Here is a 15,770-nt window from a genome sequence, read left to right as displayed (position 1 = left end):
GTCATGCCGTCCTGATAACTTCTGAAGACTGAGACTTCTATGGCTGCAACGAAGCCGGCATTCAAAGCCCCAGGTAAACAAGGTGACAGAATTTTTGGCGCGCTGGTCAGGCTGGCTGCGCTGATTGTCCTGTTACTGATGGGCGGCATTATTGTCTCCCTGATCATCTCCTCGTGGCCCAGCATCCAGAAGTTTGGTTTCGCCTTTTTGTGGACCAAAACCTGGGATGCGCCCAACGAACAATTTGGTGCACTGGTACCGATCTACGGCACCCTTGTGACCTCCATTATTGCCCTGATTATCGCAGTACCGGTGAGTTTTGGTATCGCGCTGTTCCTGACCGAACTCGCGCCAGGCTGGCTGCGTCGCCCGCTGGGCACCGCCATTGAGTTGCTGGCGGCCATTCCCAGTATTGTTTATGGCATGTGGGGTCTGTTTGTTTTCGCGCCGCTGTTTGCCGAATACTTCCAGACACCGGTCAATGACGTGATATCGGGCATTCCGATTGTCGGCGAGCTTTTCTCCGGCCCCGCTTTCGGTATCGGCATCCTCGCGGCGGGTGTGATTCTGGCGATCATGATCATCCCTTATATCGCCTCGGTCATGCGCGACGTCTTTGAGCAGACCCCGGTGATGATGAAAGAGTCAGCCTACGGCATCGGCTGCACCACCTGGGAAGTGATCTGGCGCATCGTACTGCCTTTTACCAAAAATGGCGTGATTGGCGGTGTGATGCTCGGACTGGGTCGTGCGCTGGGTGAAACCATGGCGGTGACTTTTATTATCGGCAACACCTACCAGCTCGACAGCCCGTCGCTGTTTATGCCGGGTAACAGCATCACCTCGGCGCTGGCCAACGAGTTCGCTGAAGCGGAGTCGGGCGTGCACGTCGCCGCGCTGATGGAGCTGGGACTGATCCTGTTTGTGATTACCTTTATCGTGCTGGCGATTTCAAAGCTGATGATTATGCGGCTGGCGAAAAGTGAAGGAGCGCGCTCATGACCACAATTGAAATTCAGGCGCGCGCCGAACTGGACGCATCACGCCGTAAAATGCAGTCCTGGCGCAGCACTAAAAATAAAATTGCGCTGACGCTGTCGCTGCTGACCATGGCTTTTGGCCTGTTCTGGCTGGTGTGGATCCTGTTCACCACCGTATCGCGCGGCGTGGATGGGCTCTCCTGGTCCCTGTTCACCGAATCAACGCCACCACCCAATACCGCGGGCGGCGGGCTGGCTAACGCCCTGGCGGGTAGCGGATTACTGATTTTCTGGTCTACCTTCTTCGGCACACCGCTGGGCATCATGGCGGGTATCTATCTGGCGGAATATGGGCGCAAGTCGCCACTGGCAGAAGTGATCCGCTTTATTAACGACATTCTGCTTTCGGCACCCTCGATTGTGGTCGGCCTGTTCGTCTACACCCTTGTGGTGTCGCAGATGCAGCACTTCTCCGGCTGGGCCGGAGTGATTGCGCTGGCGCTGCTGCAGGTGCCGATTGTGATTCGTACCACCGAAAACATGATGCGACTGGTGCCAGACAGCATGCGTGAAGCGGCTTACGCGCTGGGTACGCCCAAGTGGAAGATGATCTCGTCTATCACCCTGAAAGCGTCGGTCTCCGGCATCATCACGGGTGTGCTGCTGGCGATTGCGCGCATTGCAGGTGAAACGGCACCGCTGCTGTTCACTGCGCTGTCGAACCAGTTCTGGAGCACCGACATGATGCAGCCGCTGGCGAACCTGCCGGTCACCATCTTTAAGTTCGCCATGAGCCCGTTCGCAGAATGGCAGAGCCTGGCCTGGGCGGGCGTGCTGATTATCACCCTGTGCGTGCTGGTGCTGAACATCGTGGCGCGGGTGATTTTCGCCAAAGGTAAACACGGTTAATTTCCGGCGCGGCCCTGTGCGGCGCCGTATAAGAGAGATGAATTATGAGTATCGCGACAGCATCAGCCGATAAAATTCAGGTCCGTAATCTGAACTTCTATTACGGCAAATATCATGCGCTGAAGAACATCAATCTGGATATCGCTAAGAATCAGGTGACTGCGTTTATCGGGCCATCGGGCTGTGGTAAGTCGACCCTGCTGCGGACCTTCAACAAAATGTACTCGCTCTATCCGGATCAGCGGGCTGAAGGGGACATTCTGCTGGATGGCGAAAACATTCTGGCGACTCAGCAGGATATCGCGCTGCTGCGCGCCCGGGTCGGCATGGTGTTTCAGAAGCCTACGCCGTTCCCGATGTCGATCTATGACAACATCGCCTTTGGCGTTCGCCTGTTTGAAAAGCTGTCGCGTGCCGATATGGATGCGCGCGTACAGTGGGCGCTGACCAAAGCCGCGCTGTGGAATGAAACCAAAGACAAGCTGCATCAGAGCGGTTACAGTCTCTCCGGCGGCCAGCAGCAGCGTCTGTGCATTGCCCGCGGTATCGCGATTCGCCCGGAAGTCTTACTGCTGGATGAGCCCTGCTCCGCGCTTGATCCTATCTCTACTGGCCGTATTGAGGAGCTGATCACCGAGCTGAAACAGGATTACACCGTGGTGATCGTGACGCACAACATGCAACAGGCTGCACGCTGCTCTGACCATACGGCTTTCATGTATCTGGGCGAACTGATTGAGTTCAGCGATACCGACACGCTGTTCACTAAACCCGCCCAGAAGCAAACCGAAGATTATATAACTGGCCGCTACGGCTGATCTGACAGGAGATCGACATGGATAATCTTAATCTGAATAAGCACATCTCCGGTCAGTTCAATGCCGAGCTGGAGCATATCCGTACCCAGGTGATGATCATGGGCGGTATGGTCGAGCAGCAGCTGACCGATGCAATTACCGCTATGCATAATCTGGATGGCGAACTGGCGCAGCGGGTGATCGACGGTGACCAGAAGGTCAATATGATGGAAGTGGAGATTGATGAAGCCTGCGTGCGCATCATCGCCAAACGTCAGCCAACCGCGATCGATTTGCGACTGGTGATGGCGATCATCAAAGCCATTTCTGAGCTGGAACGGATTGGCGACGTGGCGGAGAAGATCAGCCGCACGGCGCTGGAGAAGTTTGGTCAGCAGCATTTGCCGCTGCTGGTCAGCCTTGAGTCGCTGGGTCGTCACACCGTACAGATGCTGCATGATGTGCTGGACGCTTTTGCACGCATGGATCTCAACGAAGCGATCACTATCTACCGTGAAGATAAAAAGGTGGATAAAGAGTACGAAGGCATTGTGCGTCAGCTGATGACCTACATGATGGAAGATCCGCGCACCATTCCCAGCGTGCTGACGGCGCTGTTCTGTGCCCGCGCCATTGAGCGTATCGGCGATCGTTGCCAGAACATCTGCGAAATCATCTTCTATTTCGTCAAAGGTCAGGATTTCCGTCACGTTGGCGGTGACCGGCTCGATGAATTACTGTCGGGCGATGACGGCAGCAACAGACCTTCCTGATAAATCTTCTTCCTGCGCCTGATCGGCGCAGGGATAAGCCTTTTCAATTGGTCACATCCTGAACTCTCTCTATAATTGCGGCACTTTTCTTTATGAGGTGCGCAACGATGTCCCCTTCTCCCCAATCTAAGCCCGGCGTAACGCCAGGCAAAGCGATGCTGGCTGCGGTCAGCGGTTATGCCATGGATGGATTTGACCTGCTGATACTCGGCTTTATGCTGCCGGCTATCAGTGTTTCGCTGGCGCTCAACCCATCACAGGCGGGATCGCTGGTGACCTGGACGCTGATTGGCGCGGTTATCGGTGGCATCGTATTTGGTCATCTCAGCGACCGCTATGGTCGCATCCGCATGCTCACCGTCACGATTCTGGTCTTTTCGGTCTTTACCGGGCTGTGCGCGGTGGCGCAGGGCTACTGGGATCTGCTCGCCTGGCGAACGCTGGCGGGTGTCGGTCTGGGTGGCGAATTTGGTATCGGCATGGCGCTGATTGCCGAAGCCTGGCCGGCGGAGAAGCGCAATCGCGCATCAGCGTGGGTTGGCATCGGCTGGCAACTCGGGGTGCTGATGGCGGCCTTTATCACACCGCCGCTGCTGACTATCATCGGCTGGCGCGGCATGTTTCTGGTCGGCTTGTTGCCTGCGCTGGTCTCGTTTGCCATTCGTCGCGGCATGGGTGAACCGGAGGCGTATCAACGGCAGGTTAAACATGTGCCGTCACTCTCTTTTCCGGCGCGCCTGAAACTGCTGGTGCGCGATCGCGCCACCGCCAAAGCCAGCCTGGGCATTTTTATCCTCTGTTCAGTACAGAACTTTGGTTACTACGGGCTGATGATCTGGATGCCGAGTTACCTCTCCTCCAGCTTTGGCTTCAGCCTGACGAAGTCGGGTCTCTGGACCGCGGTGACCGTGGTCGGGATGACCTTTGGCATCTGGCTGTTTGGCGTACTGGCCGACCGCTTCGCTCGCTGGAAAATCTTCCTGCTCTATCAGTTTGGCGCAGTAGTGATGGTGGTGGTGTATGCTCAGCTGCGCGACCCGAACATCATGCTATTTACCGGCGCGATCATGGGGATGTTTGTTAACGGCATGATTGGCGGTTATGGCGCGCTGATTTCCGATACCTTTCCGCCGCAGGTGCGTGCCACCGCGCAAAACGTCCTGTTCAACCTTGGTCGTGGTGTGGGCGGCTTCGGCCCGGTGGTGATTGGTCTGCTGGCGAGCCAGTTCTCGTTTACGGCGGCGATTACCCTGCTGGCGCTGATTTATCTGCTGGATATTGCGGCGACGCTGTTCCTGCTGCCGAAGAAACAGGGTCAGGAAGATACGCTGGGCGCGATCGGCTGATGCTGCCGTGATGGTATGGCTGGAGTAAGTATCATTCCGGCCATTCCGGGTCAGTAATATGGCTCACGATCACCTGTTCTGCCTTCATTACCCCCTGGCATTACATGGCAGGGGGATCCGTTAACAGGCGATTTAAATCCATAACAGGCAGAGCGTTCTCGCAGGTTTACTTCATCAGCGGCAGGAGCTGTTGATACAGCGTCGCAAAGGTCTCACGACGTGGCTGGTAGTGCGCTACCCGGGCCGGATCCGGCTGGTGTCGCTGCACCAGAACCGGGGTCGGCACAGTGACCTCTGCATCCAGCGCCTGCTGTGCCAGCCTGGCGGCCCCCAGCGCCGGGCCAACCTCCCCGCCATGGCAGTAATCCAGCGTCTGGCCGCTGATGTCTGCCAGCATCTGACGCCACAGTGCACTGCGTGCGCCGCCGCCGATCAACATAATGCTCTTTGGCTGAACGCCACAGTCGTGTAGCGCGTCCATGCCCTCCGCCAGCGCAAACCCTACGCCTTCCAGCACCGCTCTCGCCAGCTCGGGACGGCTATGCTGATGGGTAAAGCCAAAGAAAGCACCGCAGGCATTCGGGTTATTGTGCGGCGTGCGCTCACCGGAAAGATAGGGCAGAAACCACAGGCCGGGCACGTCATCGCGTGCGCGTTCAGCTTCAGCCAGCAGCTCAGGAACATCTCTGCAACCGGTCAGTGTCGCTGCCCAGTCCAGACAGGAGGCTGCGCTGAGCATCACCGACATCAGATGCCAGCGCTGGGGTAACGCATGACAGAAGCTGTGTACCGCGCGCTGCGGATTGCTGAGATAGCCGTCGCTCACCACGAAGTAGACGCCCGACGTACCCAGCGACAGCATGCCCTGACCTGGTTCGGTCATGCCGACACCAATCGCACCCGCAGCATTGTCGCCACCGCCTGCCGCCAGCGGCACGTCGTTCATCCTCCAGCGTGTGGCCAGTTCGGCATGTAAGCGGCCGGTCAGGGCATTGCCCTCATAGAGTTGCGGCATCTGATCGCGGCTGAGGTCGCAGGCGCGCAGCATCACATCGCTCCAGTCACGCCGTGCCACATCCAGCCACATTGTGCCTGCTGCATCTGACATATCAGTGGCGAAGTCGCCACTCAATCGCCAGCGCAGGTAATCTTTGGGCAACAGCACGTGAGCGATCTGATTGAATATTGCCGGTTCATGTTGCTGAACCCACAGCAGCTTAGGAGCCGTGAAGCCGGGCATCATCAGGTTGCCGGTGATCGCCCGCGAATCCGGCACCTTTTGTTCCAGCTCACGGCACTGCGCCTCGCTGCGCCCATCATTCCAGAGCATGGCCGGTCGTAATACCTGGTTTGCACTGTCGAGCAGCGTTGCACCATGCATCTGTCCGCTCAGCCCGATGGCCTGCACCGCGCGCAGATCCTGCTGCGCGCTCAGCGCCTGCATGGCCAAATCCAGCGCCTGCCACCAGCTTTCGGGATCCTGCTCGCTCCACAATGGCTGCGGACGCGAAACCTGCAGCGGCGCTGTTTCCGTCGCCACCACGTTGCCTTGTGCATCCATCAGCACCACTTTGACGCCAGAGGTGCCTAAATCGATCCCGATAAACATGCTCTGCTCCTGAAGGGTTAGAAATCAAACAGGTAGTGATTCACCAGATTTTCCAGTTGCTCCTGACGTCCGCTCTGATGCTGCGGATTGAGCTGCTGCTGCTGAGCATGCGCCGCCAGCGCCTCCAGTGAAAACTCACCTTTCAAAATTTGCTGGCCGAACTCACCATTCCAGCCGCTGTAGCGCTGTGCCACACGCTTATCGAGTTCACCGTCGCTGATCATGCGAGCGGCGACTTTCAGCGCCAGCGCCATGGTATCCATCGCGCCAATATGACCGTAGAAGAGATCATATTTATCAGTGCTCTGACGACGCACTTTGGCATCAAAGTTTAAGCCGCCAGTGGTAAAGCCGCCCGCCTTGAGAATTTCGTACATCACCAGCGCATTCTCTTCCACGCTGACCGGGAACTGATCGGTATCCCAGCCGCACTGCGGATCGCCGCGGTTGGCATCCACTGAACCAAAAATGCCCAGCGCAATGGCCGTCGCAATTTCATGATGGAAAGAGTGACCCGCCAGCGTGGCGTGGTTCGCCTCAACGTTAACCTTGATCTCTTTCTCCAGTCCGAACTGTTTCAGGAAGCCATAAACCGTCGCGACATCATAGTCATACTGATGTTTGGTCGGCTCCTGCGGTTTCGGTTCGATCAGCAGCGTTCCCTGAAAGCCAATTTTGTGTTTGTGCTCGACCACCATCTGCATAAAGCGGCCAATCTGCTCGCGCTCCTGGCGCAGATCGGTATTCAGCAGAGTTTCGTACCCTTCGCGTCCGCCCCACAACACATAGTTTTCGCCGCCCAGGGTTTTGGTCGCCTGCATGGCGCTGCAGACCTGCGTCGCTGCCCAGGCAAAAACTTCAGGATCGGGATTGGTGGCAGCCCCGGCTCCGTAGCGCGGATGGGTAAAGCAGTTGGCCGTGCCCCACAGCAGTTTCACGCCGGTCTCCTGCTGTTTCTCCAGCAGTTTATCGGTCATGGCGGCAAAATTCTCTTTGTAGCTGTGCAGCGAATCGCCTTCTGGTGACACATCAACGTCATGGAAGCAGTACCACGGCACATTCAGCTTGTGGAAAAACTCAAAGGCCACATCCGCTTTCAGTTTTGCCTGCTGCAGCGCATCTCCGCTTTTCTGCCACGGACGATCAAAAGCGCCGACACCAAACATATCCGCGCCATTCCAGCAGAAGGTGTGCCAGTAACAGGCGGCAAAGCGCAGATGCTCCGCCATGGTCTTGCCGAGGATCACCTCATCGGGATTGTAGTGGCGGAAAGCGAGAGGATGAGTCGACTGGGTGCCTTCATAACGAACCCGATCGATCTGATCGAAATAAGCGTGCATGGTTTGCTCCTTAGCATCAGTACCCGAATGGCCTGCGTTGAAGCAATATTTGATATTGGCTGCTGTCTCAGCTCAATTACGATATTTCACTACGGGTGTCAGATAATTATTATTTGTGCGCTGGCTCGCAAAATAATGTTATTTACGGGGTGGTTTATCATTATCGCTCTCTTGTCCGAAAAAGATGAAACCTCGATCGCGCTCATAAAAAATGAAATAAACCAAAAAACGTAATAGCCGGATAAAAATCAGTAATTGCTGTAACAGGAAAATAAGGGCAACAATTCATCCGCCTGGTTTATAGGCCTGAAACGACAATAGCCTCAACCTACAGGATGATCACAATGAAGATGAAACATGCACTGCTCGCCGCCTGTGCGGCGCTGGCGCTGTTCAGCCAGACCAGCGTGGCAAAAGAAGTGAAGATCGGCATGGCGATTGACGATTTGCGACTCGAACGCTGGCAGAAAGACCGCGACATTTTCGTAAAACAGGCTGAGACGCTGGGCGCGAAGGTGTTTGTTCAGTCAGCCAACGGCAACGAAGAGACACAGATGTCGCAGATTGAAAATATGATCAATCGCGGTGTCGATGTGCTGGTGATTATTCCCTACAACGGTCAGGTATTGAGTAATGTTGTCGCTGAAGCGAAACGGGAAGGCATTAAAGTGCTGGCGTATGACCGAATGATAAATAATGCCGATATCGACTTTTATATCTCTTTCGATAATGAAAAAGTGGGCGAGCTTCAGGCCGAGAGCATTGTGAAACAGGTGCCTAAGGGCAACTATTTTTTAATGGGCGGATCGCCTGTGGATAATAACGCACGCCTGTTTCGTGCCGGACAGATGAAGGTGTTAAAACCCTATATTGATAACGGCAGCATTAAAATTGTTGGCGACCAGTGGGTCGATGCCTGGCTGCCGGAAAATGCCCTGAAAATTATGGAAAATGCCCTGACCGCCAACGGCAACCATATCGATGCGGTGGTGGCCTCTAACGATGCCACCGCAGGCGGCGCGATTCAGGCGCTGAGCGCGCAGGGGCTGGCAGGAAAAGTGGCGATCTCCGGTCAGGATGCCGATCTGGCAGCCATTAAGCGTATCAAAGCGGGCACCCAGACCATGACGGTTTACAAACCGATCACTGAGCTCGCCACCGAAGCGGCGAAAATTGCCGTCGAACTGGGCGAGGGCAAAACACCTGCCAGCAACAGCACGCTTAACAATGGTCTGAAAGAGGTTCCGTCACGGCTGCTGAAGCCGATTCCGGTCAACAAAGACAATATTGAAAGCACCGTGGTGAAAGACGGTTTCCACAAACAGAGCGAACTCTGACTGCGCATAGCGTGAGGGAGAACAGTCGATGCTGCTGGAAATGAAAAATATCACCAAGCGTTTCGGTGCCATGAAGGCGCTGAATGATGTCAGCCTGCAACTTGAGGCGGGCGAAGTGATGTCGCTGTGTGGTGAGAATGGATCGGGCAAATCGACGCTGATGAAAATCCTGTGCGGACTCTATCCGCACGGCGATTTTGAAGGGCAGATTCACTTCTCTGGCGACGACATTCAGGCGCAGACCATTCGCGATACCGAGCGTAAAGGCATTGTGATTATTCATCAGGAGCTGGCGCTGGTGCGGCAACTGACGGTGATGGAGAACATTTTCCTCGGTGCCGAACTGAGCCGTTTCGGCATGGTGGATGATGAAACCATGACCCTGCGCTGCCAGCAACTGCTGGCGCGGGTCGGGCTGAATGTCTCTCCCGCCACCCGGGTCGGTGAGTTAGGCCTTGGGCAGCAGCAACTGGTGGAGATTGCCCGCGCCCTTAACAAACAGGTCCGGCTGCTGATTCTGGATGAGCCGACCTCTTCCCTGACGGAGCAGGAAACGGACGTGCTGCTCGGCATCATCCGCAATCTGCGTGAACACGGCATTGCCTGCATCTACATCTCGCACAAGCTGAATGAGGTTAAGGCGATCTCCGATACCATCTGCGTGATTCGTGACGGCCAGCATATTGCTACCCGTCCGGCAGCGGGCCTGAGCGAAGATGACATCATCACCATGATGGTGGGACGCGAGCTGACCGCGCTCTATCCCCACGCGCCGCATCAGATTGGCGACGTGATACTGAAAGTTGAAAACCTCACCGCCTGGCATCCGGTTAACCGCCACATCCGCCGCGTTAACAATGTTTCGTTCTCTCTCAGACGCGGTGAAATCCTCGGCATTGCCGGGCTGGTAGGCGCGGGCAGGACTGAGACAGTCCAATGTCTGTTTGGCGTCTGGCCGGGACGCTGGCAGGGCGATATCTGGATTAATGGCAAACAGGTCAACATCACCGATTGCCGCGCCGCCATTGCGCACGGCATCGCGATGGTGCCGGAAGATCGTAAAAAAGATGGCATCGTGCCGCTGATGGCGGTGGGCAAAAATATTACCCTGGCGGCGCTGGACCAGTTCAGCCACCGGCTCTCAACGCTGGATGAAGCGCAGGAGCAGCAGGCGATCAACGACGCGATCGGTCGGCTGCGGGTGAAAACCTCCTCATCAGAACTGCCGATTGGTCGTTTAAGCGGCGGCAACCAGCAGAAAGCGATTCTGGCGAAATGTCTGCTGCTCAATCCAAAAATCCTGATCCTTGATGAACCGACGCGCGGCATTGATGTGGGCGCACGTCAGGAGATCTACCTGCTGATCAATGCGCTGGTTCAGCAGGGTATCGCGGTGATTGTGATTTCCTCTGAGCTGCCGGAAGTGCTGGGCCTGAGCGATCGGGTGCTGGTGATGCATGAAGGGCAGATCAAAGCCGATTTGATTAACGATAACCTGACTCAGGAGCAGGTGATGGAAGCTGCCCTGCGGAGTGAACATTATGCTTAAAAGTGAAAGTACCCAAAGCCGCCTCTCCGGCACGCCGGGCAAACCGTCACCGGGCAGGTTCACACTGCCTAATTTGCAGGTTCTGGTGATGCTGGGCGCAATTGTGCTGATTGCCCTGTTCTTTACCTGGACCACAGACGGCTCGTGGCTCAGTGCGCGTAACGTCTCCAACCTGCTGCGTCAGACCGCCATCACCGGCATTCTGGCCGTGGGTATGGTGTTCGTGATTATCTCGGCGGAGATCGACCTGTCAGTAGGTTCCATGATGGGCCTGCTGGGTGGCGCGGCGGCGATATTCGACGTCTGGCTCGGCTGGCCGTTGCCGCTGACCATCGTGGTGACGCTGGTGATGGGATTGCTGCTTGGCACGTGGAATGGCTGGTGGGTGGCCTACCGTAAAGTGCCTTCGTTTATCGTGACGCTGGCGGGAATGCTGGCTTTCCGCGGTGTTCTGGTCGGAATTACCGATGGCACTACGGTTGCGCCGATCACGCCAGGCATGTCGCAGATTGGTCAGAGTTATCTGCCGGGCGGCGTCGGTTTCGGCTTTGGCTTTGCCGGTCTGGCGTTGTTTATGTTGTGGCAGTGGCGGCTGCGGCTGCGTCGTCAGCAGCTCGGACTGGCGCAGGGCGCAGCCAGCGGCACCGTCGGGCGTCAGGCGATCACCGCCATCTTAGTGCTGGGTGCCATCTGGTTGCTCAACGACTATCGCGGCGTGCCGACCCCGGTGTTACTGCTGGCCGTGCTGTTGCTGGCGGGCATGTTTATGGCAACCCGCACCGCGTTTGGCCGTCGTATCTACGCCATCGGCGGCAACATTGATGCTGCGCGCCTGTCTGGCATTAACGTGGCGCGCACCAAGCTGGCGGTGTTTGCCATCAACGGTGTGATGGTGGCGATTGCCGGGCTGATCCTCAGTTCACGACTGGGCGCAGGCTCGCCGTCGGCGGGTAATATTGCGGAACTCGACGCTATCGCCGCCTGTGTGATCGGCGGCACCAGCCTGGCGGGTGGTGTGGGTTCGGTTGCGGGCGCGGTAATGGGGGCGTTTATTATGGCCTCGCTGGATAACGGCATGAGCATGATGGATGTGCCGACTTTCTGGCAGTACATCGTTAAAGGCGCGATTCTGCTGCTGGCGGTGTGGATGGATACGGCAACGCGGCGTCGGGTGTAATCGCGCGGGCGATCACATTGTGGCGCAAACAATTTTTTTGCCCCTTCCAGCCGTGTTATGCAATGCGCTGAGGATTTAAGGGAACGCGCCATCATGCATGATAAACGCTATCGCATTACCCTGCTGTTTAATGCCAACAAAGTGTATGACCGTCAGGTTGTGGAGGGCGTCGGTGAGTATCTGCAGGCGTCGCAGACTGACTGGGATATCTTCATCGAAGAAGATTTCCGCTGCCGCATCGACAACATCCGGGAGTGGCTGGGCGATGGGGTGATCGCCGATTACGACGATCGCTCCATCGAAACCCTGCTGTCGAATGTCTCCGTGCCGATTGTCGGCGTTGGCGGCTCTTACCACCGGCAGGAGGATTATCCGCCGGTGCACTACATCGCGACTGACAACGCCGCGCTGGTGGAGAAAGCCTTTCTGCATCTGAAAGAGAAGGGCATTAATCGCTTTGCCTTTTATGGTTTACCGGCCTCCAGCGGCAAGCGCTGGGCACAGGAGCGTGAACAGGCGTTTCGCCAGTTGGTGGGACGTGAACGCTATCAGGGCGTGGTCTATCAGGGCATGGAAACCGCGCCGGAAAACTGGCAGCACGCCCAGAACCGTCTCGCCGACTGGCTGCAGACACTGCCGCCGCAAACCGGCATTATCGCCGTCACGGATTCACGGGCGCGACACCTGCTGCAGGCGTGCGAACACCTGAAAATACCGGTGCCGGAGAAGCTTACGGTGATCGGGATTGATAATGAGGAGCTGACCCGCTATCTGTCACGCGTGGCGCTCTCGTCCGTGGCGCAGGGCTCACGGCAGATGGGCTATCAGGCGGCCAAACTGCTGCATCGGCTACTGGATAAGCAACCCTTACCGCTTCAGCGCATCCTGGTGCCGCCGGTGAAAGTCATCGCCCGGCGCTCTACCGACTTCCGCTCGCTGCGCGATCCGGCGGTGATTCAGGCGATGCACTACATCCGCTTCAACGCCTGTAAGGGGATCAAAGTGGAGCAGGTGCTGGATGCAGTCGGGCTATCGCGCTCTAATCTGGAAAAACGCTTTCGGGATGAGACCGGCGACACCCTCCATGCGATGATCCACCGTGAAAAACTGGAAAAAGCGCGCGAACTGCTGGCCTCTTCATCGCTCAACATCAACGAGATCTCGCAGATGTGCGGCTATCCTTCGCTGCAATACTTCTATTCGGTCTTCCGCAAAAGCTACGACACCACGCCGAAAGAGTATCGCCAGCATTTTGGGGAGAATGTGTTGTAGCAGGAAGCGTTCAGTCTGAGGTGGATGGATACCGGATGAATCAGGGCGGCTTGAGCCACTAGATCATCCGCTGCTCACTCTGCTCCAGCACCGCCAGCGCCAGCCCGTTGGCCGGATCGATCCGCTGCTCAGGAAAGTGCAGCAGGGTATGTGCGGCGGTAAAGGCCAGCGCGTTGCCGTGTGCGGTAGTGCGCACCGCCTTGCAGAAGACTTCACTGGCGTTCCACGGACAATCAATGATGATGGTGGCGGGATTGAGCAGCAGCATAATCTGACTCAGCGCCGCACCCAGATAGCCACCCGCCTGCGCCATCACCTCATCCACCACCCGTGGCGCGCTGTCGCGGTTCTGCCAGCTCAGGCCAGGCTGACGCTGCGCCAGCTGCTGTTTAACCGCAGGCTGGCTGACCAGCGCTTCCAGGCAACCGCGGCGGCCACAGCTGCAACGCGGGCCGTCGGGCTGGACAACCAGATGTCCCGCCTCGCCCGCCGTCCAGCTGTGCCCGGTAAATACTTCGCCATGCTGTACCAGTGCACCGCCAATTCCCTCGGAAATACGCAGATAAAAGTGACCGCTCTCCACTGATAATCCACGCAGCTGTACCGCCAGCAGCGCAGCGGCTTTGACATTATTCATAATGCGGATGGGGAGACTGACGTGCTTACTCAGCGCGCCCAGCAGGTCAACATCCTGCCATTCGAGGGGCAATGAAATATGCATCCAGCCGCGCCGGGGATCGACGATACCGGGAAAACCCAGGCCAATGCCGAGCAAATCAGGATAGCTTTTCATCAGTTCCCGGCACAGCATCGCCAGCTCAGCCAGCAGTCGGGTCGGGTTACTGGTATCGGTGCGCAGCGTCTTTTCAGCCAGCACCTGTGAAAAATAGTCGCAGACCCGCCAGTGGATAACGTTGCGTTCCACCATGATGCCTGCGCTCTTGAGTTTTTCCGGCCGCAGGGTAATCCCGATTTTAGGCCGTCCGGCGGAAGCGACGCTGACCGGCCCCAGCTCCTCTATCAGGCCCTGCTCCAGCAGGTCATCAATGATTAAGGAGACGGTGTTTTTGCTGAGTGTCAGCGCCTCCGCCAGATCCTGACGCGACGTCACGCGCAGCTTACGCAGCTGAGTCATCACCCGTTTCTGGTTATTCAGTCGCAGTAGTGCCGGGCCTTTGCCGTTCGTTTTCATTACGGGTTCACTCAACAGAGGAGTAAGAATTGAGTGTATCAGCCCATACGTATTCCACATCCCACACTTTTGCGGGCGGTTTCACACAACCCGATCGCCTGTGGCTAAGATCGTGACCGCGATCAGATCGTGGGATTAATGCCGGGTTTTCTGCTGCACCAGTGGCCGAACGTCGGAATGATCCTGACTCAGCGCTGCCGGGTCACTGTTTAATATTCGTCGCCGCGTACCCGACTGCGATAGCTTTCCCAGTCGAAGCGCACCCACAGGCTGTTGCCGAGGCGCATACGGTCCATGACACGTTCGCCCAGCAGCGTATTCATGCCCGCATGGTCGAGGTTGGATAACATGCCGGTCGGGCGTTTCGAGGAGGATCGGCGATCGACAATCTGGTTGATAATCACTTTTTCGTAGCGCGATTCGCTCTGCATACCGATCTCATCAATCACCAGCAGATCAACACTGCTGAGATCCTGAATCAGCCGCTCTTCGGTAATGCCGCTGCTGCCGCTGAAGGTGCCCTTCATGCTCGACATCAAATCAGCAACCGTCACGATCAGCACGCTTTTACCGCGCAGGATCAGGTCGTTGCCAATCGCGGCGGCCAGATGGTTTTTACCGGTGCCGGGACGGCCTGAAAAGACAAAACTGGCGATGCTGCCATCAAATTCAGCGGCATACTGACGCGCCAGTTCCAGCGCCTTGCGCTGTCCCTCATTCTCTACCCGGTAATTATCAAATGAGCAGTTCATATGCAGCTCGCGAATGCCGGAACGGCCCATTACGCGCTGCATTTTCATTGCGCGATTCTCACGCACAATCGCCTCTGATCGCAGGCGACCCTGCTCCTGATTCCACGCCAGTAGCTCTTCGCCATTAGCAAATTTAGGACGGGTGCCTGCGGGCATCATTTTTTTCAGACGGTTAAAGAGATCGTTTGGCGTTTTCATCATTCACCTCGGAAACCATCGGGAATGGTACGGTCAGGATCGGGCAACTGCGTGATATCACGCTTCGGTTGCCCGCCGTTTGCGGCACGGTTCATCTGAATGCTGCGTGCCAGTTTCTGTTGCCACTGTACATGATGGAACATCCGGCCTTCCGCCTGCCAGTAAGCCACAAAGGCTGCCAGCTCGCTGGGGGTCACTGGTTCGCCCAGCGACACACCCCAGATCGCGGCCTGGCGCGTAAAGTCGGCATCCGGCTGCCAGCCCTGATACATGGCGAACTTACCAGCCGGCGTATGGATCGCGGCGGGAGAATCGTCATACAGGCTGTCATCCAGCGCCACATCATTCGGCTGCCGGGCGGCGGCTTCCAGCGCCAGCAGCTCAGCCAGACGCTTAGGTGTGATGGCGTACATCACCGGCGCATAATTATCTAACACCGCCAGCGTGCCCTTTTCCGCCTGCTGCAGGGCAGTCAGCGGATCCTGTCGGAAGGCATCCAGGCCAATGAGCGTTGAAGTTAAGATTTTAGCTGACATGAA

Annotated in this window: 14 protein-coding genes; 9 read left to right on the top strand and 5 right to left on the bottom strand. The window is 56.9% G+C overall.

What is annotated here, in order from left to right; translation table 11 throughout:
- The first annotated feature begins 39 nt into the window (after positions 1 to 39).
- The 5 genes from pstC to OK409_RS14225 all read left to right on the top strand — a co-directional run bounded on the left by pstC (position 40) and on the right by OK409_RS14225 (position 4,805).
- Positions 40 to 1,002 carry a phosphate ABC transporter permease PstC gene (gene pstC / locus OK409_RS14245; RefSeq protein ID WP_010258877.1) on the top strand — a complete coding sequence of 321 codons (963 nt, stop codon included), beginning with the start codon at positions 40 to 42 and terminating at the stop codon, positions 1,000 to 1,002.
- Entirely contained in the window at positions 999 to 1,889 is an 891-nt protein-coding gene (gene pstA / locus OK409_RS14240) for a phosphate ABC transporter permease PstA (protein WP_033785872.1), read from the top strand. The genes pstC and pstA overlap by 4 nt, the downstream gene beginning before the upstream one ends.
- A gap of 44 nt (positions 1,890 to 1,933) precedes the next feature.
- Positions 1,934 to 2,707 carry a phosphate ABC transporter ATP-binding protein PstB gene (gene pstB, locus OK409_RS14235; RefSeq protein ID WP_010258879.1) on the top strand — a complete coding sequence of 258 codons (774 nt, stop codon included), beginning with the start codon at positions 1,934 to 1,936 and terminating at the stop codon, positions 2,705 to 2,707.
- Between the two features lie 17 nt (positions 2,708 to 2,724).
- Complete coding sequence (gene phoU, locus OK409_RS14230) at positions 2,725 to 3,459, top strand: phosphate signaling complex protein PhoU (RefSeq protein ID WP_010258881.1); 735 nt, start codon at positions 2,725 to 2,727, stop codon at positions 3,457 to 3,459.
- Between the two features lie 107 nt (positions 3,460 to 3,566).
- Positions 3,567 to 4,805, top strand: coding sequence for an MFS transporter (locus OK409_RS14225; RefSeq protein ID WP_010258883.1), 1,239 nt, complete (start codon positions 3,567 to 3,569; stop codon positions 4,803 to 4,805).
- A gap of 166 nt (positions 4,806 to 4,971) precedes the next feature.
- On the opposite strand, the gene xylB is transcribed toward OK409_RS14225, so the two are convergent.
- Both xylB and xylA read right to left on the bottom strand, forming a co-directional pair.
- Complete coding sequence (xylB, locus tag OK409_RS14220) at positions 4,972 to 6,414, bottom strand: xylulokinase (RefSeq protein WP_245115791.1); 1,443 nt, start codon at positions 6,412 to 6,414, stop codon at positions 4,972 to 4,974.
- A 17-nt stretch (positions 6,415 to 6,431) separates the two neighbouring features.
- Positions 6,432 to 7,754 carry a xylose isomerase gene (gene xylA, locus OK409_RS14215; protein ID WP_003849568.1) on the bottom strand — a complete coding sequence of 441 codons (1,323 nt, stop codon included), beginning with the start codon at positions 7,752 to 7,754 and terminating at the stop codon, positions 6,432 to 6,434.
- Between the two features lie 344 nt (positions 7,755 to 8,098).
- On the opposite strand from xylA, the gene xylF reads away from it, so the two are divergent.
- The 4 genes from xylF (at position 8,099) to xylR (ending at position 13,089) form a co-directional block, all read left to right on the top strand.
- A complete protein-coding gene (xylF, locus tag OK409_RS14210) occupies positions 8,099 to 9,091 on the top strand; it encodes a D-xylose ABC transporter substrate-binding protein (protein ID WP_010258888.1) in 993 nt (330 codons plus the stop codon).
- A 28-nt stretch (positions 9,092 to 9,119) separates the two neighbouring features.
- Entirely contained in the window at positions 9,120 to 10,640 is a 1,521-nt protein-coding gene (locus OK409_RS14205) for a xylose ABC transporter ATP-binding protein (RefSeq protein WP_264367172.1), read from the top strand.
- The gene (gene xylH, locus OK409_RS14200) at positions 10,633 to 11,817 is read left to right on the top strand and encodes a xylose ABC transporter permease XylH (RefSeq protein ID WP_045139483.1); all 1,185 of its coding nucleotides are present in this window, start codon (positions 10,633 to 10,635) and stop codon (positions 11,815 to 11,817) included. Before OK409_RS14205 ends, xylH begins: the two co-directional genes overlap by 8 nt.
- A gap of 93 nt (positions 11,818 to 11,910) precedes the next feature.
- Positions 11,911 to 13,089 (top strand): D-xylose utilization transcriptional activator XylR, encoded by a 1,179-nt coding sequence (gene xylR, locus OK409_RS14195; RefSeq protein WP_163638502.1) that lies wholly within the window; start codon positions 11,911 to 11,913, stop codon positions 13,087 to 13,089.
- A gap of 58 nt (positions 13,090 to 13,147) precedes the next feature.
- Here the strand turns inward: xylR and OK409_RS14190 are convergent, their stop codons facing one another.
- The 3 genes from OK409_RS14190 to dnaT all read right to left on the bottom strand — a co-directional run bounded on the left by OK409_RS14190 (position 13,148) and on the right by dnaT (position 15,767).
- Complete coding sequence (locus tag OK409_RS14190) at positions 13,148 to 14,281, bottom strand: ROK family transcriptional regulator (RefSeq protein ID WP_022624794.1); 1,134 nt, start codon at positions 14,279 to 14,281, stop codon at positions 13,148 to 13,150.
- Between the two features lie 209 nt (positions 14,282 to 14,490).
- Positions 14,491 to 15,231: a DNA replication protein DnaC gene (gene dnaC, locus OK409_RS14185; protein WP_010258898.1), complete on the bottom strand. Its 741-nt coding sequence runs from the start codon at positions 15,229 to 15,231 to the stop codon at positions 14,491 to 14,493.
- Entirely contained in the window at positions 15,231 to 15,767 is a 537-nt protein-coding gene (gene dnaT, locus OK409_RS14180) for a primosomal protein DnaT (RefSeq protein WP_010258900.1), read from the bottom strand. Before dnaT ends, dnaC begins: the two co-directional genes overlap by 1 nt.
- Between the last annotated feature and the right edge of the window lie 3 nt (positions 15,768 to 15,770).

Origin of the sequence: Pantoea sp. RG18 (genome assembly GCF_025910075.1) — a bacterium.
In the GTDB taxonomy this organism is placed as follows: domain Bacteria; phylum Pseudomonadota; class Gammaproteobacteria; order Enterobacterales; family Enterobacteriaceae; genus Pantoea; species Pantoea agglomerans.
Note: the sequence above shows the minus strand (reverse complement) of the source record. Positions and strands in the feature narration are given on the sequence as shown.